The sequence below is a fragment of the Galactobacter caseinivorans genome (assembly GCF_003640665.1).
Lineage (GTDB): Bacteria > Actinomycetota > Actinomycetes > Actinomycetales > Micrococcaceae > Galactobacter > Galactobacter caseinivorans.
The window spans coordinates 204,009-224,058 of sequence record NZ_QQXL01000002.1 but is presented as its reverse complement, the minus strand read 5'-3'; the positions used below and the strand labels follow the sequence as shown (position 1 = coordinate 224,058).

21 protein-coding genes are annotated in these 20,050 nt (G+C 67.6%); 12 read left to right on the top strand and 9 right to left on the bottom strand.

Going from position 1 to position 20,050, the window contains the following annotated elements; genetic code table 11:
* Positions 1 to 8 precede the first annotated feature (8 nt).
* On the bottom strand, positions 9 to 791 hold the full coding sequence (locus tag DWQ67_RS04655) for an ABC transporter ATP-binding protein (RefSeq protein WP_121484422.1): 783 nt from the start codon (positions 789 to 791) through the stop codon (positions 9 to 11).
* Positions 792 to 883: 92 nt separating this feature from the next.
* Between DWQ67_RS04655 and serB the strand changes: the two genes are divergently transcribed.
* Positions 884 to 1,771 carry a phosphoserine phosphatase SerB gene (serB, locus tag DWQ67_RS04650; protein ID WP_233555908.1) on the top strand — a complete coding sequence of 296 codons (888 nt, stop codon included), beginning with the start codon at positions 884 to 886 and terminating at the stop codon, positions 1,769 to 1,771.
* A gap of 155 nt (positions 1,772 to 1,926) precedes the next feature.
* Entirely contained in the window at positions 1,927 to 3,864 is a 1,938-nt protein-coding gene (locus DWQ67_RS04645; protein ID WP_158595368.1) for a VanW family protein, read from the top strand.
* A 124-nt stretch (positions 3,865 to 3,988) separates the two neighbouring features.
* Here the strand turns inward: DWQ67_RS04645 and DWQ67_RS04640 are convergent, their stop codons facing one another.
* Both DWQ67_RS04640 and fabG read right to left on the bottom strand, forming a co-directional pair.
* On the bottom strand, positions 3,989 to 4,735 hold the full coding sequence (locus tag DWQ67_RS04640) for an SDR family oxidoreductase (protein WP_121484420.1): 747 nt from the start codon (positions 4,733 to 4,735) through the stop codon (positions 3,989 to 3,991).
* A gap of 82 nt (positions 4,736 to 4,817) precedes the next feature.
* Positions 4,818 to 5,558: a 3-oxoacyl-[acyl-carrier-protein] reductase gene (gene fabG, locus DWQ67_RS04635; protein WP_121484419.1), complete on the bottom strand. Its 741-nt coding sequence runs from the start codon at positions 5,556 to 5,558 to the stop codon at positions 4,818 to 4,820.
* A 115-nt stretch (positions 5,559 to 5,673) separates the two neighbouring features.
* On the opposite strand from fabG, the gene DWQ67_RS04630 reads away from it, so the two are divergent.
* Genes DWQ67_RS04630 through DWQ67_RS04620 form a run of 3 tightly spaced genes read left to right on the top strand, consistent with a single transcriptional unit; the run spans position 5,674 to position 7,524 of the window.
* Positions 5,674 to 6,246: a DUF3099 domain-containing protein gene (locus DWQ67_RS04630; protein WP_121484418.1), complete on the top strand. Its 573-nt coding sequence runs from the start codon at positions 5,674 to 5,676 to the stop codon at positions 6,244 to 6,246.
* The gene (locus tag DWQ67_RS04625) at positions 6,239 to 6,625 is read left to right on the top strand and encodes a hypothetical protein (protein ID WP_233555907.1); all 387 of its coding nucleotides are present in this window, start codon (positions 6,239 to 6,241) and stop codon (positions 6,623 to 6,625) included. The genes DWQ67_RS04630 and DWQ67_RS04625 overlap by 8 nt, the downstream gene beginning before the upstream one ends.
* Positions 6,625 to 7,524: an SURF1 family cytochrome oxidase biogenesis protein gene (locus DWQ67_RS04620; RefSeq protein ID WP_121484417.1), complete on the top strand. Its 900-nt coding sequence runs from the start codon at positions 6,625 to 6,627 to the stop codon at positions 7,522 to 7,524. The genes DWQ67_RS04625 and DWQ67_RS04620 overlap by 1 nt, the downstream gene beginning before the upstream one ends.
* 17 nt (positions 7,525 to 7,541) lie before the next feature.
* Here the strand turns inward: DWQ67_RS04620 and DWQ67_RS04615 are convergent, their stop codons facing one another.
* Entirely contained in the window at positions 7,542 to 9,143 is a 1,602-nt protein-coding gene (locus tag DWQ67_RS04615) for an ABC-F family ATP-binding cassette domain-containing protein (protein ID WP_121484416.1), read from the bottom strand.
* Between the two features lie 145 nt (positions 9,144 to 9,288).
* On the opposite strand from DWQ67_RS04615, the gene DWQ67_RS04610 reads away from it, so the two are divergent.
* The 4 genes from DWQ67_RS04610 to ypfJ are packed head-to-tail and all read left to right on the top strand — an operon-like array spanning position 9,289 to position 12,207.
* Complete coding sequence (locus DWQ67_RS04610) at positions 9,289 to 9,903, top strand: biotin transporter BioY (RefSeq protein ID WP_121484415.1); 615 nt, start codon at positions 9,289 to 9,291, stop codon at positions 9,901 to 9,903.
* Entirely contained in the window at positions 9,900 to 10,643 is a 744-nt protein-coding gene (locus DWQ67_RS04605) for an energy-coupling factor ABC transporter ATP-binding protein (RefSeq protein ID WP_199712599.1), read from the top strand. Before DWQ67_RS04610 ends, DWQ67_RS04605 begins: the two co-directional genes overlap by 4 nt.
* Positions 10,640 to 11,293, top strand: a complete 654-nt coding sequence (locus tag DWQ67_RS04600; RefSeq protein ID WP_121484414.1) for a hypothetical protein — start codon at positions 10,640 to 10,642, stop codon at positions 11,291 to 11,293. The genes DWQ67_RS04605 and DWQ67_RS04600 overlap by 4 nt, the downstream gene beginning before the upstream one ends.
* Positions 11,290 to 12,207: a KPN_02809 family neutral zinc metallopeptidase gene (gene ypfJ / locus DWQ67_RS04595; RefSeq protein ID WP_121484413.1), complete on the top strand. Its 918-nt coding sequence runs from the start codon at positions 11,290 to 11,292 to the stop codon at positions 12,205 to 12,207. Before DWQ67_RS04600 ends, ypfJ begins: the two co-directional genes overlap by 4 nt.
* A gap of 89 nt (positions 12,208 to 12,296) precedes the next feature.
* Here ypfJ and DWQ67_RS04590 read toward each other — a convergent pair whose 3' ends face one another.
* The 5 genes from DWQ67_RS04590 to DWQ67_RS04570 all read right to left on the bottom strand — a co-directional run bounded on the left by DWQ67_RS04590 (position 12,297) and on the right by DWQ67_RS04570 (position 16,938).
* On the bottom strand, positions 12,297 to 12,623 hold the full coding sequence (locus tag DWQ67_RS04590) for a metal-sulfur cluster assembly factor (protein WP_121484412.1): 327 nt from the start codon (positions 12,621 to 12,623) through the stop codon (positions 12,297 to 12,299).
* A gap of 3 nt (positions 12,624 to 12,626) precedes the next feature.
* The gene (gene sufC, locus DWQ67_RS04585) at positions 12,627 to 13,382 is read right to left on the bottom strand and encodes a Fe-S cluster assembly ATPase SufC (protein WP_121484411.1); all 756 of its coding nucleotides are present in this window, start codon (positions 13,380 to 13,382) and stop codon (positions 12,627 to 12,629) included.
* Positions 13,383 to 13,457: 75 nt separating this feature from the next.
* On the bottom strand, positions 13,458 to 14,741 hold the full coding sequence (sufD, locus tag DWQ67_RS04580) for a Fe-S cluster assembly protein SufD (protein WP_121484410.1): 1,284 nt from the start codon (positions 14,739 to 14,741) through the stop codon (positions 13,458 to 13,460).
* A 2-nt stretch (positions 14,742 to 14,743) separates the two neighbouring features.
* The gene (gene sufB / locus DWQ67_RS04575; RefSeq protein ID WP_121484409.1) at positions 14,744 to 16,204 is read right to left on the bottom strand and encodes a Fe-S cluster assembly protein SufB; all 1,461 of its coding nucleotides are present in this window, start codon (positions 16,202 to 16,204) and stop codon (positions 14,744 to 14,746) included.
* Positions 16,201 to 16,938 (bottom strand): helix-turn-helix transcriptional regulator, encoded by a 738-nt coding sequence (locus DWQ67_RS04570; protein ID WP_158595367.1) that lies wholly within the window; start codon positions 16,936 to 16,938, stop codon positions 16,201 to 16,203. Before DWQ67_RS04570 ends, sufB begins: the two co-directional genes overlap by 4 nt.
* A gap of 143 nt (positions 16,939 to 17,081) precedes the next feature.
* Here DWQ67_RS04570 and DWQ67_RS04565 point away from each other — a divergent pair, with 143 nt between their 5' ends.
* The 3 genes from DWQ67_RS04565 to DWQ67_RS04555 are packed head-to-tail and all read left to right on the top strand — an operon-like array spanning position 17,082 to position 19,867.
* Positions 17,082 to 18,125 (top strand): ABC transporter ATP-binding protein, encoded by a 1,044-nt coding sequence (locus DWQ67_RS04565; RefSeq protein WP_233555906.1) that lies wholly within the window; start codon positions 17,082 to 17,084, stop codon positions 18,123 to 18,125.
* Positions 18,122 to 18,889 carry an ABC transporter permease gene (locus tag DWQ67_RS04560; protein WP_121484407.1) on the top strand — a complete coding sequence of 256 codons (768 nt, stop codon included), beginning with the start codon at positions 18,122 to 18,124 and terminating at the stop codon, positions 18,887 to 18,889. Before DWQ67_RS04565 ends, DWQ67_RS04560 begins: the two co-directional genes overlap by 4 nt.
* A gap of 48 nt (positions 18,890 to 18,937) precedes the next feature.
* On the top strand, positions 18,938 to 19,867 hold the full coding sequence (locus DWQ67_RS04555) for a COX15/CtaA family protein (protein WP_121484406.1): 930 nt from the start codon (positions 18,938 to 18,940) through the stop codon (positions 19,865 to 19,867).
* Positions 19,868 to 20,050: the final 183 nt, after the last annotated feature.

Genomic DNA, 20,050 nt, shown 5'->3' with positions numbered 1-20,050 from the left:
GGCCCCGCTTAGCGAGCGAACGCGGTGTAACGGGCCCCCGTGCGGTGCAGCTCCAGCGGAAGATTAAACGTGGTCTCCAGGTTGGACTGCGTCAGGGTCTGCTCCAGCGGGCCCTGCGCCACGACCTGGCCGGCGCGCAGCAACATCACGTGGGTGAAGTGCGCGGGAATCTCCTCCAGGTGGTGGGTCACCATGACCATGGTGGGTGCCACCTCTGAGGCGGCAAAGTCGGCGAGGCGAGCCACCAGTTCCTCGCGCCCGGCCAGGTCCAGGCCTGCGGCGGGCTCGTCAAGCAACATCAATTCGGGGTCCGTCATGAGCGCCCTGGCGATCAGCACCCGCTGACGCTCGCCCTCAGAAAGGGTCACAAAACTGCGGCTGAGCAGCGTGGACGCGCCCCACTCGGCCAGCAAGCGCAGCGCGCGCCGCTCGTCCTCGCGGTCGTAGAGTTCGCGCCACCGACCGGACATGCCGTACGCGGCCGACACCACGGCGTCGAGCGCCTTTTCGTCTTCGCGAATCTCCCTGGCCAGCGCCGCTGAGGCCACGCCGATCGAGGGGCGCAGCTCCGCCAGATTCACCGCGCCCATGCGCTCGCCCAGCACCGTGACCGTTCCCGTCGTGGGGAACATCTTGGTGGAGGCGATGCGCATGAGGGTGGACTTGCCCGCCCCGTTGGGGCCCATCACGATCCACCGCTCGTCCTCGTTGACGCTCCAGCTCACATTGCGCAAGAGCTGCTGGCGGCCACGGGTCACGGAAACATCTGAGAATTGGAGGACGGCACTCATGCCGTCAAGACTAGGCCACCACGGGCCTGGTTGCCGCGCGACGCGGCGTCACGCATGCACGCGCACGCGTCGCGCGAGGCCAAGATAGTCCCATGAGCACCCTCCCTCGTCTCAGCCTCTTTGCCGCCCCGGGCTCCTCCGCGGTGGATCGCCGCGCGGCCGACTGGCTCTCCGCCTGCGGCATCGACGCCCGGCCCGTCCAGGCCCCTGCCTTGGAGGGGCTGCAGGGCGGCTCCTGGGAGCTGGACGCCCCGGAGTCGGCGCTGAGCGCGCTCCGGGCGCTGTTGCAAGAGGAAACCACCGAGGACCTCAGCGCGCTGTTGACCCCTGCCGCCATGCTTGGTTCGCGCAGGACACTCGTGGTGACTGACGTGGACTCGACGCTGATCCAAGAGGAGGTCATCGAGTTGCTGGCCGCCCACGCCGGGCGCGAGGCGGAGGTCGCCGCCGTCACCGAGCGTGCCATGCGCGGGGAGCTGGACTTTGCGGCCTCGCTGCATCACCGCGTGCAGGCGCTCAAGGGGCTCCCGGTGCGCGTCATCGCGGAGGTGGCGGAGCAGGTCACGCCCATGCCGGGCGCGCTTGATCTCATTGCGGCCGCCCACGCCAACGGCCACCGGGTGGGAGCCGTCTCCGGCGGCTTCATCCAGGTGCTTGAACCGCTGGCCCAGGCGCTGGGACTGGATCACGCCCAGGCCAACGAGCTGGGAGTGCGCGACGGCGTGTTGACCGGAACCGTGGAGGGTCCGGTGGTGGATCGCGCGGCGAAGGCCGCGGCGCTGCGCCGCTGGTGCGCGGCGGATGACATCAAGGCCACCCACACCGTGGCGCTTGGCGACGGCGCGAACGACCTTGATCTCCTGACGATCGCCGGATACGCGGTCGGGGTGCGCCCCAAGCCTGCCCTGCGCAACGCCTGCGACGGGGTCCTTGGCGTGCGCCGCCTTGACACGGTTTCCGCGGCACTCGGGTGGTCGTGACGTCCTCTCCCACGGGGCGCCGCCACACGCACGGGAGATGAATGCCGATTTGTGACCTGATTTCCGCCTCCAGGTGGAGGTATCTGCCCGCAGGAAGTTCTACGATGTGCAAGGCCCTTGTCGCACCGCGGGGCTGACGTATGAGGAGAACTGTCGTGAGCGAGAATCAGCCCGCAGGCCCCACCCCCGGGGACGCGGAGGATAAGACCACGCCCCAGCCGGTCACACCCAGCGAGGCAGCGACGCCGATCGCACCCCCGCCAGAGTCACCGCGAGTGAGCCCCCAGAACGGGGACGCCGCACCGGTGACCGAGCTGGACCAAGACCCCGCCCCCACGGCTGTGCAGCCCGCCGTCCTGGCCGCCACATCCGCACCGACTGACCCCGAGGAGCCCGCAGTGGCCGCTGCACCCAAGCGTCGCAAGGGCAAGGCAGTGGCCTGGACCATCTGCGGCGTGGTGGTGTTGGCCGGCGCCGTCTACGCGGGCGCGGCCTTCCTGACCCAAGACAAGCTTCCCTCCCAGCTCACGGTGGAGGGGGTCAGCCTCTCTGGCCTCTCCGCAGCGGACGCTCGCACCAAGTTGGCCACGGAGCTGGAATCACGCTCCGACAAGGCCCTGCAGCTCACGGCAGGCGAACAGTCCCTGGCAGTCAAGCCCAGCGACGCCGGTCTCGGCGTGGACGTTGACGCAACCCTTGATCACCTCACCGGCTTCAGCTGGGACCCGCAGGTCATCTCTTCTCGCATCTTCGGCTCCTCGGAGACCTCAGCCGTGCAGAAGAGCGACCCGGCCAAGCTCACATCCGCGATCGAGACCGCGGCCAAGGACCTGGATTCCAAGCCGGTGGAAGGCAACCTCACCTTCGCTCAAGGCAAGGCCTCCCAGACCGCCCCCAAGGACGGCCTCACGGTGGATGTGGAGGCTACCGCTAAGGCCTTCAAGACCCAGTGGCTGCACTCGGATGGCAAGATCCCCGCCACCACGACCGTGGCCGCCCCCAAGGTCTCGGCTCAGGCCTGGGATGACTTCGCCAAGAACACCGCCGCACCGCTCGTGGCCGGCCCCATGACCGTGTCAGATGGCAGCAAAACCGCCACCATCACGGCGGCCAAGCTCGGGGATGCAGCCACAGTGTCCACCGAAGGAGACAAGCCCGCCTTGAGCCTGGACGGCGAGAAGCTTGTCACCGATGTGGTCAAGGCCAATCCCGCCATGAAGTCCTCCGGCCAGGACGCCACCCTCAAGCTGGAGGGCTCCGGCGGCAGCGCAAAGCCGGTCGTTGTTCCCGCCAAGGAGGGCAAGGGAATTGACGCCAAGGACCTGGTGGCCGCCGTGCAAAAGGCCTCCGCCACCACGGATCGCACCGCAACCGTTGAACTCAAGGTCACGGCCCCGACCGTGACCACCGCGCAGGCCCAGAAGTGGAACGCCGACAAGGTCGTGGCCAAGCTCTCCACCATCTACCCCACCTACGACTCGGTGCGCACCAAGAACCTGCGCACCGGAGCCGCCAAGGTCAACGGCACCGTTGTCTTGCCGGGCCAGGAATTTAACCTCGCCAAGGAGTTCGGGGCCATCACCGCTGAGAACGGCTACTACTCCTCCGGCGTCGTTGAGAACGGCGTCTCCACCAAGGCCATGGGCGGCGGCATCTCGCAGATCGCCACCATGTCTTACAACGCCGGGTTCCTCTCCGGTGCCGAGATGCTGCAGTACAAGGCGCACTCACGCTGGTTTGATCGCTACCCCGTGGGCCAGGAGTCCACGTATTGGGAGGGTCAGATCAACGTCCGCTGGAAGAACACCACCGACGCGCCCGTGGTGGTGCAGATGTGGGTGACCGACAGCCACGTCAAGATGCAGGTGTGGGGCAAGCAGTACTGGGACGTGAAGACGAAGACCGGTGCCAAATACGCCTTCACCTCGCCGCGCACCATCAAGTCCAACGCCGCCAGCTGCACCCCAGAGAGCACCGGCAAGCAGGGCTTCTCCATCAAGGTCACTCGCCAGCTCACGCACAACGGTGAGGCCAAGCCGCTGGAGACCTACAACACCACGTACGGCGCCTGGCCCAACGTCAGCTGCGGCTGACACCACGGGCCTGAGCCCTGAGCCCTGAGCCCTGAGCCCTGAGCAAGTACAACAGCAGCGGCGCTCCTCCCGATCGGGAGGAGCGCCGCTGTTGTTGTGAGATGCCACCGGCCCTCAGGTGGGGCTAGGCGTCAACAAATCCCTTGCCGCCGCCCACAATCTCGGTGTGGCCGCTCTCAACGTCTGCGCTGACCATCTTGGCGACCTCCACGGCAAACTCCTCCACGGAGTAGAGCTTGCCTGCCTCTTCGCGGCGGGCCGCGATGGCGCCAGGCTCCACGCGGTCAAGCAGCGTGGCGGTGATGGTGCCCTCGATCATGTCGCCGGAGACCACAACCAGGCTGATCCCCTCTTCCGCCAGCGCGGGGATGCACTCGCGCAGCGCCACCTCGCCAGCGCGCTTGGAGCGTGCCACGGGCTCGTAGGCGTCAAGCGTGGGGACGGTATCGATAAAGTGCGCCTGGTGGCTGGTCACGAACACCACCCGCGACCCGGCCGGCATCTTGGCCGCAGCGGCGTCCAGCATGCCCAACTGAGCGTCCCGATTGAGCTTGAGCGCGTAGTCCTCGCCGCGGTCTGATTCCATGCCGCCGGAGGCGTTCAGGACCAGCGCGTCCAGGGAACCAAAGTTGATCAGTGCGGCGTCCACGAGCGCCTGGCGCCCCTGCGCCTCCGTGAGGTCCGCCTGGACGGCCACGGCGCTGCCGCCGGCCTCCTCGATGGCCTTCACGACCTTGTTGGCGCGCGGCGCCTTGGCACGGTAGTTGATGACCACCGCTGCGCCCTCTGCGGCGAGCAGCTTGGCGGTCTCTGCGCCGATGCCGCGTGAGCTGCCGGTGACGATGACGGTCTTTCCGTCCATGGATCCCATGTGTTTCCTCTCTGTGCGCCGCTAACGCGGCGAAATCCTACGTGCCACTGCTGCGGCAAGGGGGCAAAGTGTGGGGTGGGGCTTAGTGCCCCATGCCGAGGCCACCATCCACGGGGATGACGGCGCCGGAGATGTATGCGGCGTCATCGGATGCAAGCCACGTGCAGACGCGCGCCACCTCCTCCGGCTGGGCAAAACGGCCTGCGGGAATCTGCTGCTGGTACTTCTTCTTGAGCTCCGGCTCCAGAACCTGCGTCATCTCCGTCTCGATGAACCCGGGGGCCACCACGTTGGCGGTGATGCCACGAGCGCCCAGCTCGCGAGTCACGGAGCGCGCAAAGCCGACCAGGCCGGCCTTGGAGGCCGCGTAGTTGGCCTGACCGGCGCCGCCAAGCAGGCCCACCACGGATGAGACCAGCACGATGCGCCCGCGGCGCTTCTTGATCATGCCCTTCACGGTGCGCTGCACCACGCGGAAGGTGCCGGTGAGATTGGTATCGATGACCGAGGTGAAGTCGTCCTCGCTCATACGCATCAGCAGCATGTCGTGCGTGATGCCGGCGTTGGCGACCACCACGTCGATGGGGCCAAAGTGCTCTTCCACCGCCGTGACGGCGGCATCCACGCTGGCGCTGTCGGTGACGTCGCCCGCTACGGTAAACACGTCGTCGGGCCCCTGCCCTGAACGGGAGGTGATGGCGACACGGTCACCTTGGGCAACAAAGGCCCGGGCGATGGCCAACCCAATCCCCCGGTTGCCGCCCGTCACCAGGACGGTGCGGGGCTCGGGCGTCTGCGTAGTGCTGGTCCGCGTGGTGCTCATGGGTCCTCTTCGTTGCGGTGTGCGGTTGATTCACGGTGCCGCTCTATCCTAGCCAGCACCGCACGCTACCCGTTGGTTTGGGGCAGTCGCCACAGCGGTGGGATGATGTCCAGTAATGAATCCTCAGCCCGGAGAGCGCAAGGAACCCCACGTGCACTCCATCACCGACGCCAACGAGGCGGCCTCCATCGAGTCGCATCAGCGCATTCGCGCTTATGTGATCAAGATGGCCTTCCGCGTGGTGTTTTTTGTGGTCGGCGCGCTGCTGGCGCACGCCGGCTACATCTGGTGGGGGCTGGCCCTGCTGGTGATCGCCACGATCCTGCCCTGGATGGCCGTCATGGGCGCCAACCTCATTAAGGATCCGCCGCAGGCGCCCGGGGGCGTCACGTTTGTGGACGGCCCGCTCCGGGATCAATTGGGTGCAGGCACTCACAACACGGGGGCGGACGCGGACGCGGACGTTCAAGATTCTTCCCTGCCCGACGACGCTGGCTCGGCCGGGCGGCCAGGCAGCGCCTCCACCTCTGGGGCGGCTGCTGACGCGGGCGGCGACGCCGGCGGTGCTGCGGCCGCGCAGGAGCACGAGATCATCGACGGCGAGTGGTTCCAGGACGAGCCCACCCAGGCCGCGCCGCGCGACCGGGGCCAGGACCGGGATCGGGACCGGGGCGAGCCGGATGAGTGACTTTGACCTGCTCGGTTCGCTCGGATCACCCGGTTCATCCGGGTCGTTGAGCTCCTCGGGTACACCGGGGCACTCCGGGCGCCCGGTTGAGTCCTCGCCGCCCCACCATGCGAACGGGCCCGAGTCCCCGCAGTGCTCCCGCAAGGGATGCCGCCAGGACGCCGCGTGGGCGCTGCTCTGGAACAATCCCAAGATTCACACGCCGCAGCGGCGCAAGACCTGGCTGGCCTGCCCGGAGCACCGCGACTGGCTCACGGACTACCTCTCCACCCGGGGCTTCTTCCGCGAGGCGGTGCCGGTGGAGAGCCTGCCCCGCGCTTCCCCGCCCGCAGCCCTCACCTCGTCTTCTTCACCCACTGCTTCCCCCTCGGAGGGTTGATGTACCGCTTCCTCGCCAGTACCCGCTGGGTCGGTTGGCTTGTGCTTGTCATGATCTTTGCCGTGGTCTGTGCCGGGCTGAGTTGGTGGCAGTGGGATCGCCGTGCGGAGGTCTCCGGCGAGAATCGCCAGGTGGCCGCGAACTGGGACGCAGCCCCTGCGGACCTTGCCACGGCGCGGTCGTGGCTGGCCCAGCTGCCAGAGGAACGCCTGTATGCCCCGGTGCGGCTCACGGGCCAGTACGTCCCCGACCAGACGCTCTTTGTGCGCCAGCGCATCCTGAGCAGCGCCATCGGTATGGAGGTGCTGGTCCCCTTCCGCACCCAGGACGGCACCGTGGTCATGGTGGATCGCGGATGGATGCCCAATGGCCAGGGTGCGGAGCAGCACCCGGACAATGTGCCCGCTCCCCCGAGCGGAACTGTCACCGTGACCATGCGGCTCAAGCCGGGAGAGCCGAACATCGGACGCGATGCACCCCAGGGCCAAATCGCCTCGATTGAGCTGGCGGCAACGGCCCAAAAGACCGGCCTGCCCGTGCAGACCGGCGCCTATGGGCTGCTGGCCTCTGAGGACCCGGCTGCGGCGACCCGGCCCACCGCGTTGCCCAAGCCGGAGGCGGATGAGGGCATGCACTGGTCCTACGCGCTGCAATGGGCCGCGTTCGGCGTGTTGTTCTTTGTGGGATTTGGCTACGCGGCGCGGCAACAGGCCAAGATCAACCGCGACGACAAGGCCGCGGCGGCAGAGGCTGCCGCGCGCGGCGAGGAGCAGATCTTCCGTGCCCGCAGGGCCCCGCGGGCCCGAGCAGTGAAGCCGCGGAGGGACGGCAAGCCGCACGATGAAGACGTGGAGGATGCCTTCCTGGACGGCGCGGGCCCCTCGCACCAGCAGCGCTAGGCGGGCGCCCGGGGGCGCTAGGCCAGGGTCACCAGTTCCAGGTACTCGTCGTTCCAGAGGTCCTCGGTGCCATCCGGGAGCAGCAGCACTCGCTCGGGATTCAGCGACTCCACGGCGCCCTCATCGTGAGAGACCAGGACCACGGCGCCAGAGAAGCTGGCCAGCGCGTTCAGGATCTGCTCACGCGAGGCCGGATCCAGGTTGTTGGTGGGCTCATCAAGGAGCAGCACGTTGGCGTGGCTGGCCACAATCATGGCCAGGGCCAGGCGCGTCTTCTCACCACCGGAGAGCACTCCGGCGGGCTTGTTCACGTCGTCGCCGGAGAACATGAAGGAACCAAGGATGTTGCGCACATCGGCACCGCCCAGGTGTGAGGGCGCGGTGCTGCGCATGTTCTCTAGCACCGAGCGGCTGGTATCGATCGTGTCGTGCTCCTGGGCAAAGTAGCCCACCTTGAGCCCGTGCCCGGCAATCACCTCACCGGAATCCGGCTTGTCCACACCTGCGAGCATGCGCAGCAGGGTGGTCTTACCCGCACCGTTCAGGCCAAGGATGACCACCTTGGAGCCGCGGTCGATGGCCAGGTCCAGGCCCGTGAAGATCTCCAGCGAGCCGTAGGAACGCGAGAGCCCCTCCGCCGTGAGCGGCGTCTTGCCGCAGGGCGCCGGGTCCGGGAAGCGCAGTGCAGCCACGCGATCGCTCTGGCGCTCGTCCTCCAGGCCCCGGACCATGCGCTCGGCGCGCTTGATCATGTTCTGCGCTGCCACGGCCTTGGAGGCCTTGGCGCGCATCTTGTCTGCCTGGGCCAGCAGCACGCCGGCCTTCTTTTCCACGTTGGCGCGCTCGCGGCGTCGGGCGCGCTCGTCCGTCTCGCGCTGGGTCAGGTACTTCTTCCAGGAGAGGTTGTACTGATCAATCGTGGCCCGGTTGGCGTCCAGGTGGTACACCTTGTTCACCACCGCGTCCAGCAGATCGGTGGCGTGGGAGATGATCAGGAAACCGCCCTCGTACGCCATCAGGAAGTCTCGCAGCCACGTCACCGAGTCGGCGTCAAGGTGGTTGGTCGGCTCATCCAGCAGCAGGGTGTCGGCGTTGGAGTAAAGGATGCGTGCCAGCTCCACACGGCGGCGCTGACCACCGGAGAGCGTGCCAATGGGCTGGTTAAGAATGCGCTCCGGCAGGGCAAGGTTGCTACAAATGGCAGCGGCCTCCGCCTCGGCGGCATAGCCACCGCCGGCCAGGAATTCGGACTCGAGGCGATCGTAGTTGCGCATGGCCTTGGCGCTGACGGCCTCGTCCTCGCTGGCCATGTCCTCCTGTGCCTGCTGCAGCTTGGCCGTCACCACGTCAAGACCGCGGGCGGAGAGGATGCGGGCGCGCGCCAGCTGCTCCATGTCCGGCAGGTGCGTGTCCTGCGGAAGGTAGCCAACGGAACCGGTGCGGGTGACCGTGCCGCCCGCGGGCAGCGTCTGCCCGGCCAGCACCTTGGTCATGGTGGTCTTGCCGGCGCCATTGCGTCCGACCAACCCCACCTTGTCCCCCGCGTCGATTCGGAAGCTCACCTGATCCATCAGTAGGCGCGCTCCTGCACGCAACTCCAAGTCCTGGACGGCGATCACGACTGCTCGGGTTCCTTTCGCGGGGGTGCTACCCGGGACACCCCGGGCCAACCGAACAAGTTTAGCCGCCTTGGCGCCGTCGCGGGGTCAGTGCGACATGGAACACCTTGTCAAGCATTGAACAGCGTTCAAGTACGATATTCGCATGAGTACCGCCTCCCCCACCGCGCCGGCGTCCCCGCGCCAGTCCACCCTGCCCAGAGACCTGGCCCTCATCGCCGTTTTCGCGGCCCTGATCGCCGCCCTCACCCTGGCCCCCGCCATCCCCGTCGGGCCGCTTGGCGTGCCCATCACCCTGCAAACCCTTGGCGTGGCGCTGACCGCCCTGCTGCTCGGCGCCCGCCGCGGCGGCCTCGCCGTCCTGGTCTACGTGGTGGTTGGCCTGGCCGGCCTCCCCGTCTTCGCCCGCTTCTCCGGCGGGCTCGGCGCCCTGGCCTCCCCCAGCGCCGGGTACCTGCTCGCCTTCCCCATCGCCGCTGTGGTGATCGGCACGCTGTCCACCCTGGTGCTGCGCCGGGCCCGCCGCTGGCGCGGCCTGTGGCTCTTTGCCTGCGCCCTGGCCGGCTCCATCCTGATCATCCACCCTGCCGGTATCCTCGGCATGATGATCAACGGGCACCTCTCCCTGCAGGCCGCGTTCCTGGCGGACATCGCCTACTGGCCCGGAGACCTCGTGAAGTCAGCCCTGGCGGCCGCCCTCGCAGTGGGCGTCCTCAAGGCCTTCCCCGCCCTTGCGACCCGCAGGACCGCCGCCCTGTGACATACCCCTCACTCGTCTTGGAGGCGGCCACCGTGACGGTGGCCGCCTCCCCTGGCGTTCAGGCCCGGACGCTGCTGCACCCCACGGATGTGACCCTGCGCGAGCGTCGCATTGCGCTCATCGGCGCCAACGGCCAGGGAAAGACCACCCTGATGCGCGCGCTGGCCCACCTGAGCCCCCTGCATGGCGGGCGGGTCCTGGTGGACGGCATAGACCCTGCGCTCGACGCCGCTGGGGTGCGTCAGCGACTCGGCTTCCTCTTCGCGGACACCGCGGCGCAACTGATCATGCCCACCGTGGTGGAGGACGTAGAGCTCTCCCTGCGCAGGCGCGCCATGAACCGCAAGGAGCGACGCGCTGCCGCGCTGGCGCTCCTCGAAGCACAGGAGTTAGGCCACTTGGCCGAGCGCAGCGTCTTTGACCTCTCCGGTGGCGAGCGCCAGCTAGTGGCACTCACCGGCGTGCTCGCCACCGAACCCTCGTGGGTCCTGGCGGATGAGCCCACCGCGGCCCTAGACCTGGTCAACCGCCACCGCGTGGTGCGGGCCCTGACGCACGCACCCGCGCGGCTCCTGGTGGCCACCCACGACCTGGAGCTGGCCTCCACCTGCGAGCGGGCCCTGTGGGTTCACGACGGCCAGGTGGTGGCGGACGGCGACCCAGCCGAGCTCATCGCCGCGTACATCGCCGCCGCAGAGGGCAAGACTCCCTGGCCCGCCCGCGAGGAAACACCGTCGTGAGCCATGTCCGCCTCTCCCCAGGCACCCTGCTGCGTACCGTACCTGGGACGTCGCTCCTGCACCGGGCACCGCTGTGGGTCAAGTACGCCGCGCTGGTGGCGCTGGGCATCGTGGGCACCATCTGGCGTGATTGGCCGGTCGGCGTGAGCCTGCTGCTGCTGACCGTGTTGCTGTACGCACTAGCGGGCAAGGAGGTGCTTGGCGCCTGGGCCAGCCCGTTGCGCTGGTGGTGGTGGCTCTTCCTGATCCTGGGCGCCTACCAATTCTTCATTGAGGGTCCCGGCGCCGCGATCGGGCTGCTGGCGAGCATGTTTGCGCTGATGCAACTGGCGCGCCTGCTCTTACTCACCACGCCCACCGCCGTGCTGATGGATGGGCTGGGACGCGCCGCCGGCGTCGTCGGGCTGCCACGTTCCCACGCGGAACTGGTGCTGGCCCTGATAGTGCGCACCCTGCCGGATCTGAGCGCCAACTGGGCCCGCTCACGAGAGGCCGCGGCCGCCCGCGGCCTGCGGCGCGCGCCGCTGCGCACCGCCACCCACCTTGGCGTCACTGCGGTAGCCAGGGCTCGCGACGCGGGCGACGCGCTCGCGGCGCGCGGACTGCCAGAGCCCGCGCAGCGCCGATCACGCCGTAATCTGTCCCCATGAGCTTCAATGAAGGGTCCCAGCTGGACCCCACACGCGTGAACGACGCCCGCGGCGCCGGTGGCGGCGGCGGACGCCCCGGCCTGGCCATCGGTGGTGGCGTCGGCGGCATCATCGTCCTGGTGCTCAGCATCATCTTCGGGCCGCAGGCCCTTTCCGGGGTGGTCAACGGCGACCCGGCCCAGAGCACCAGCGAGATCCAGAACACAGCAGGCGCAGAGATCAACAGCTGCACCACCGGTGCCAGCGCCAACGAGCGCGAGGACTGCCGCATCCTTGGCACGGTCCAGTCACTCGACTCCTACTGGAAGGATCAGGGCGCGGATTCTGTCCGCGTCCAGTTCCAGGCGCCGGGGGTAAAAATCTTCTCCAGCGGCACCAACACGGCCTGCGGTTCCGCCACGAGCGCCGTCGGGCCCTTCTACTGCCCCGGCGACTCCACCATCTACATCGACCCCAGCTTCTTTGCGGAACTCACGCGGAACTACGGTGCCGATGACGGAGCGCTGGCCCAGGAATATGTGGTGGCACACGAGTACGGGCACCACATGCAGAACCTGACCGGAGCCATCGAAAACTCCCAGCGGGGCTCCGGCTCCCAGGGCGGGTCGGTGCGGGTGGAGCTCCAGGCAGATTGCTACGCGGGCGTCTGGGCCAACCACGCCTCCAGCACCACGGACGCCTCCGGCAACCGCCTCATCAAGCAGCTCACCGAGCAGGACGTGGACTCCGCGCTCTCCGCCGCAGCCGCGGTCGGCGACGATCACATTCAGCAGAAGACCACCGGGCGGGTCTCCCCCGAGTCCTGGTCCCACGGCAGCTCCGAGCAGCGCAAGGCGTGGTTCATGGCCGGCTACGAGTCCGGCGATCCCGGGGTGTGTGACACCTTCCAGACCGACAACCTGAATACGCCGTAGCCGGGCCAGCACCCGGCTCCGACACAAGCGCCGCGGCCCCGCCACCATAGGGTGGCGGGGCCGCGGCGCTTGGTGCGATCACGCGTGGATCAGATGTTGAAGCCCAACGCGCGCATCTGGTCGCGGCCGTCCTCGGTGATCCGCTCGGGACCCCACGGCGGCATCCAGACCCAGTTCACGCGCCACTCATCCACCATGGCATCCAGCGACTTGGAGATCTGCTCCTCCAGGACGTCCGTCAGCGGGCAGGCCGCCGTCGTGAGCGTCATGTCGATCAGCAGCGCGCCGTCATCGCTGTAAGCCATGCCGTAGAGCAGGCCAAGGTCCACGATGTTCACGCCCAGTTCCGGGTCGATCACGTCGTGAAGCGCCTCTGTCACATCCTCGATCGAGGCCTGTGCATTGCCCTCAGCCATGGCTCAGGCCTTGGCCAGGTAGCGGTCGTAGCCCTCTTCTTCGAGGCGGTCGGCCAGCTCGGGGCCGCCCTGCTCGGCCACGTGGCCGTCCACAAACACGTGCACAAAATCAGGCTTGATGTAGCGCAGGATGCGGGTGTAGTGGGTGATGAGCAGGGTGCCCATCTCGTTCTGCTCCTGGGCGCGGTTGACACCCTCGGAGACAATCTTCAGCGCGTCAACGTCCAGGCCGGAATCCGTCTCATCCAGCACGGCGAACTTGGGCTTGAAGAGCTCCAGCTGGAGGATCTCCACGCGCTTCTTCTCGCCACCGGAGAAGCCCTCGTTGACGTTGCGGGCTGCAAAGTCGGGATCGATGCGCAGCTCTTCCATGGCGCCCTTGACCGTCTTGGTCCACGTGCGCAGGCTGGGGGCCTCGCCGTCGATCGCGGTCTTGGCGGTGCGCAGGAAGTTCGTCATGGTGACGCCGGGGATCTCCACCGGGTACTGCATGGCCAGGAAGAGGCCCGCCTTGGCGCGCTCATCCACGGACATCTCCAGGACGTTCTTGCCGTCAAGGAGGATCTGGCCCTCGGTGACGATGTAGCGCGGGTGACCTGCGATGGTCGCCGCGAGGGTGGACTTGCCGGAGCCGTTGGGGCCCATGATGGCGTGGGTCTCACCGGTGTTGATGGTGAGGTTCACGCCCTTCAGGATCTCCTTGAGGCCCTGCTCGGTTTCAATACCGACCTTCAGGTCCTTGATTTCCAGGGTAGACATAGGGTGTTTCTCTTCTCTGCCGGGATGCCCGGCGAAAAAGTGCGGAAGGGTCATCAAGCGGATCTGACCGTGGGGTCAGATCTCTGTCTGAGCCAGCTCTGCCTCAATGGCTGCGTAGAGCTGCTCTTCGATCGACTCGACGCCGATCTTCTGAATGATCTCGTTCAAGAAGCCACGCACCACCAAGCGGCGGGCGGTCTTCTCATCGATGCCACGGGCCATCAGGTAGAAGAGGTGCTCGTCGTCAAAACGACCCGTCGTGGAGGAGTGCCCGGCGCCGTCGATGGCCCCGGTCTCGATCTCCAGGTTCGGCACGGAATCGGCGCGGGCGCCGTCCGTGAGCACCAGGTTCTTGTTGGCCTCGAAGGAGTCGGTTCCACCGGCCTCCTTGCGGATCAGCACATCGCCGATCCACACCGCGTGGGCATCGTGGCCCTGCAGCGCACCCTTGTAGAGCACCCGCGAGGTGCACTTGGGGGCTGCGTGGTCCACAAAGAGACGGTGCTCAAGGTGCTGGCCGGCGTCGGCGAAGTACAGGCCAAAGAGGTGTGCCTCGCCGCCCGGGGCGGCAAAACGGGCCGACGGCGTGACGCGCACCAGGTCGCCACCAAAGGACACCGCAGTGTGCTTCAGGTAGGCGTCCTTGCCGATGCGTGCCTGCTGATCGGAGGCGTGCACCGCGTCGTCATCCCAGCGCTGCAGGGAGACCATGTTCAGGCGGGCCCCTTCCTGCACGTCAATCTCGACGTTCTGGGACAGGACCGCAGTTCCCACGTGGTCAAGGACCACGGTGGACTCCGAGCCCGGTGCCGCGATGACGACCAGGTGCTGGGCGGAGGGGGTGAGCCCCTCGCCGCGCAGGGTCACGACGGCGCGAACGCCGGTGACGCCCTCGGGGATCGTGACGATGGTGGCCTGGCCTGCGCCCTTGAAGGCGTTGGCCGCCACGCGGTCCTCGGGGGCCAAGAAGGCCACGCGGGGATCATCCAGCGCTGCGGTCTCGACCAGGACGTCCTGGCCCTCTTCGGTGACGACTCGCACCTGAGGTGCGGCCGCGCCGTCGAGCTCCAGCTTGTCCAAGCCCTTGAGGCGCTTGAGCGGGGTGAAGCGCCAGTCCTCTTCGCGGCCGGTCAGCGTCGGGAAGTCCTCCGGGTTAAAGGAGGACAGGCGGCCGGCACGCGAGGCTTCCTTGGCGCCGCTGTTGCCGCCACCGTGGGAGTGCGCCTTGGCGGCGTCACCGCCCAACGGGGAGACGTTGGCGGAGGCAAGGTTCAGGGGCGAGAGGTCCTCGCCCTCCTCGGTGAAACCGGCGATGAGCGGAGCGCCCTTGGGGCGCGGGGTGGTGATCGACTCAGCCATGATCAGCCAACGGATCCTTCCATCTGGATTTCGATGAGGCGGTTCAACTCGAGCGCATATTCCATGGGCAGCTCGCGGGCAATAGGCTCCACGAAGCCGCGCACGATCAGCGCCATGGCCTCCTGCTCCGCGAGGCCGCGGGCCATCAGGTAGAACAACTGCTCCTCGGAAACCTTGGAGACCGTGGCCTCGTGCCCCATGGTGACGTCGTCCTCGCGGACGTCGATGTAGGGGTAGGTGTCCGAGCGGGAGATCTGATCCACCAGCAAGGCGTCACAGACCACGTTGTTCTTGACGCCCTTGGCACCCTCTCGCACCTGCACCAGGCCGCGGTAGCCGGAGCGGCCGCCGTTGCGCGCGATCGACTTGGCGACGATCGAGGAGGAGGTGTTGGGGGCGATGTGCACCATCTTGGACCCGGTGTCCTGGTGCTGCCCGGCGCCGGCAAAGGCGATGGACAGGGTCTCGCCGCGGGCGTGCTCGCCCGTGAGGTAGACGGCCGGGTACTTCATGGTGACCTTGGAGCCGATGTTGCCATCCACCCATTCCATGGTGGCGCCCTCTTCGCAGATGGCACGCTTGGTCACCAGGTTGTACACGTTGGTGGACCAGTTCTGGATGGTCGTGTAGCGAACGCGGGCGTTCTTCTTCACGATGATCTCCACCACGGCGGAGTGCAGCGAATCCGACTTGTAGATCGGGGCCGTGCACCCTTCGATGTAGTGAACGTAGGAGCCCTCATCGGCAATGATGAGCGTGCGCTCAAACTGGCCCATATTCTCCGTGTTGATGCGGAAGTAGGCCTGGAGCGGGATCTCCACGTGCACGCCCTTGGGGACGTAAACGAAGGAGCCGCCGGACCACACCGCGGTGTTCAGCGCGGCAAACTTGTTATCGCCGGCCGGGATGACGGAGCCGAAGTACTCCTCGAAGATCTCCGGGTGCTCCTTCAGAGCGGTGTCGGTATCAAGGAAGATGACACCCTGCTGCTCAAGGTCCTCGCGGATCTGGTGGTAGACCACCTCGGACTCGTACTGGGCGGCCACGCCGGAGACCAGGCGGTTGCGCTCGGCCTCGGGGATGCCGAGCTTCTCGTAGGTGTCGCGAATCTCAGCGGGAAGATCTTCCCAGGACTCTGCCATCTTCTCGGTGGAGCGCACGAAGTACTTGATGTTGTCGAAGTCGATGCCGGAGAGGTCGGGACCCCAGGTCGGCATGGGCTTGCGGTCAAAGTACTTCAGGGCCTTCTGGCGGCGCTGGAGCATCCACTCCGGCTCGCTCTTCTTACCTGAGATATCGGCAACAACATCCGCGTTGACTCCGCGCTTGGCGGAGGCACCCGCGGAATCGGCATCTGACCAACCGTATTGGTAGTTGCCGATTCCCTCGAGCTCAGGGTTGTTCTCGAGGATCTCGGCGATTACGCCGGGATCCGTGGCGCTGGGGGCCATCTGTTCCGTCATCGCGTCCTCTCCTGCTTCTTGGAAATCGTGATTCTGGTTCTCTTCTCGGGTACGCCGTTATCCACGTCGCGACCGAGGGGTATGTGGGTGGTGCAGACGTGGCCGCCCGCGGCCATCGTGGCGAGCCTTCTCACGTCAACGTCCAGGAGGCGGGCAAACATTTCCGTTTCCGCCTCGCAGATTTCTGGGACGTCGTGGGCCACGTCCACCACGGGGCAGTGCGCCTGACACAGCTGGAGGCTGCGCATGGCGTGAGTGCCGGTGGAGACGTCCACCACGCGGGTGAAGGCCACGTAGTCATCCTCCGACAGGGCCGCGGCCAGGGCATCCGCCCTCTCCACGCCTGCCGGGACGTCCTTGACTGCGTCGCGGTAGCGCTCCTCTTGCTCGGCGGCGCGCCGCTGGGCAAAGGCCTTCACAGCCTCTTGGCCGCCCATCTCCCGCAGCATGTGAATGGCCTGGACGGCCATCCTGCCGTTCTCGTTGCCCAGGCGGACCTGCGCGGTGGGATCCACCACGTAGTGACGGGCCGGGCGGCCGGCGCGAGCACGCTTCTGCGGCACGTCCTTGACGCCAATCAGGCCGTCTTCCTCCAGCCGATCCAAGTGCCTGCGCACGGCGGCGGGGGTGAAACCCAGCCGTCGGCCCAATTCCGCGGCCGTAATGGGACCGTGCTCAAGCACAGTCCTCAAGACCCGGTCGCGGGTACTGCGATCGGCATCCTTCACGTTCACCGGCGCTTCATCGACGGGCGCGGTCCCCGGAGCCTCTAAATACACAACTACAGTCTCCCCTAATACCCTGAGCACTGCCAGTAAGGCATGCCTTCACGCCCCCGGCTTCTACTACACGGCGTCGAAGACAGTAGGATCATCAGGTGCCCCCGAACGTCATCACCACCCCCGACACGGCCCCCGCCGTCTACGTTTCGGGCTTGCTCAAAAGCTTCCGTGGGGCCGGTGGGCGCCACCAGGACGTGCTGCGCGGCGTCGATTTCAGTGCCCAACGCGGCGCAGTGACCACGCTGCTAGGCACCAACGGCGCCGGAAAATCCACCTCCCTTGCCTGCGCGCAGGGCCTTCTCCAGCCCGACGGCGGCACGGTGCGCCTGCTGGATCAGGAACCCTGGCGCGCCCCGGCTCAGTTGCGCGCCAGAGTGGGCGTCATGTTGCAGGACGGCGGGTTACCGCCCTCGCAGAAGCCGCTGGCCTACTTGCGTCACGTGGCCGGCCTCTACGCGCAACCCCGGCCCGTCAACGAGTTGGCGGAACGGCTTGGCCTGAACGAGTTTGCTGGAACCAGCATCCGCCGACTCTCCGGCGGGCAGAAGCAGCGGGTCGCCCTGGCCGTGGCTCTGGTGGGCAACCCCGAGGTGCTCTTCCTCGACGAGCCAAGCGCCGGGCTAGACCCGCAATCGCGCCAAGTCGTCTTTGAGCTCATCACCGAGCTGCGAGCGGACGGCCGCGCCATTGTGCTGACCACCCACCTGCTGGAGGACGCCGAGCGGCTCTCCGACACCATCTTTGTGATTGATCGCGGCCGGACCGTGGCCCACGGAACCGTAGAGGAACTCATTGGGGCGGACGGCCCGGGAGACCTGACCGTGGCCTTTGCCGACGGCGTGGTCCCGACCTGGCCCAGTGGTATCAATGCCCTCCCTCTCGCGGCCGGCCGCTGGCAGGTCCCGGCGCTTGACTCCCCCGCGACACTGGCCAGAATCACCGCCGAATGGGCGGCCGCCGGAATCCTGCCGCGCGAGCTGCGCCTGGAGCGTCGCAGCCTCGAGGACGCCTTCCTGACGCTGGCGGCGGAAGCCGAGCAGACGCCGTCGGGCACAGAAACCGGCACCGAACAGACGCCACCGGCACCGCAGGGCCCCCGCGCCCGGCTGGCTCGCGTGGCCGGCAGGAGGCAGCGATGAGCGCCCAGAGCACCCTGGTGCCGTCCCGCCCGGCGCCGGCCGCGCTGCGCGCGCTGCGACAGGCCGGGTACGAGATCAAGACCATTCTTGGCAACGGCGAGCAGCTCCTGGTGTCCCTGGCACTGCCGCTGATGGCCATGGTGGCGCTGACCTGGCTTGACTTACTTGACGGCTTCGCGCCGTCACGGATAGATGCCGCGACTCCCGGCGTGCTGGCGCTCTGCGTGGTGTCCGTCGCCTTTACCGGGCAGGGCATCCAGACCGGATTTGATCGCCAATACGGGGTGCTGCGCTCGCTCGCCACCACGCCGCTTGGGCGCGGCGGGCTGATCCTTGGCAAGGGCCTGGCCGTGCTGGCCGTCATCGCTGTACAGGTGGTGGTGATCGGCGTGGTTGCCCGCCTGATGGGATGGCACCCCGCCCTGCCCGGCTGGCTGCCCGCGCTGGTGATCCTGCTGCTCGGCGCCGCCGCCTTCACGTCCCTGGGGCTGCTCATCGCGGGCACCCTGCGCCCCCAAGCCACCCTGGCCATCACCAATCTGATCTGGGTCCTGCTCGCCGCAGTCGGGGGCCTGCTCCTGCCGCTGGCGAAGCTGCCAGGGCTACTGGGCACGGTGGCGACCCTCCTGCCCTCCTCCGCCCTGGGAGAGGGGCTGCGCGCGGCCCTGATCCACGGGCGATTCGATCCAACGAGCCTGCTGGTGCTCGCCGTGTGGGCCGTCCTCGGCACCGCAGCGGCCGTGCGCTGGTTCCGCTGGGAATGACGCGGGCGCGCCTCGCCGCAGCCCGGAAGAAGAAAGAAGACTGACACCATGAGTACCGCTACCACCCGCCGGCGGCGCCTGCCCACCGAGATCACACCGCTGGCGCACCGCCTCGCGATCGCCTCCCTGATCTCCCAAATCGGCATCATCGTGACCGGCGGGGCCGTGCGCCTGACCAAGTCCGGCCTGGGGTGCGCCTCCTGGCCCAACTGCATGCCCGGCACCATGACTCCGGTCCCCGAGTCTGGCATTCACGGCATCATCGAGTTCGGCAACCGCACGCTGACCTTTGTGCTCGTGGCCATCGCGGTCGCCACGATCGTGTCCGTCTGGGGCGCGCGCAAGCAGCACCGGACCATCTTCCTGCTCTCGCTTGGGCTGCTGGCGATCATCCCCATCCAGGCCATCATCGGCGGCATCACCGTCTGGACGCACCTCAACCCCTGGGTGGTCTCGCTACACTTCCTGGCCTCAGCCTTTTTGGTGTGCATGGCCACCCTGCTGGTCAACCGCACCGGCCTGGCCTCCCACCCGCACCCCGGCGGCATCTCCGGCGGCTCGGTGGACTCCACCCAGCGCATGCTGGCCTGGGCCATCCTGGTCCTGGCCTCCCTCGCCGTCATCTTCGGCACCATCGTCACCGGCACCGGCCCCCACGCCGGCGATGCCAAAGCACCCCGCCACGACTTCAACCCAGACCTGGTGACCCGCATCCACGTGGTGCCCGTGTACCTGCTGGTCGCTGCCGCACTCGTGGCGTTGCTCCTGGCCTACCGCCGCAAGGCCCCCGCCTTGCTACGCCACGGGCTGGTGTGGCTGGTCGTGGTCATCCTGGTGCAGGGCGCTATCGGCTACACCCAGCACTTCACCGGCCTGCCCATCTGGCTGGTGCTGTGCCACATGCTCGGGTCAGCGCTGCTCATGGTGGCTGCGACCAATGTGTGGGACCGCGCGACCGCGTTGGTGCCGACGAAGTGAGGCTGGACGCCGAAGCAGGGCGTGGCGCCCGCGGCTGAGGCACCTACAACAACAACAGCGCCGTCCCGGGGTGTCCGGGACGGCGCTGTTGTTGTGTCCGCAAGCCGCCAAGGCTTAGCCCACGGACGAGTCTCTTCTAGGCCTGGAGTGTCAGGCGCGTGGTGGCTGGAGCGCCGCTATGGG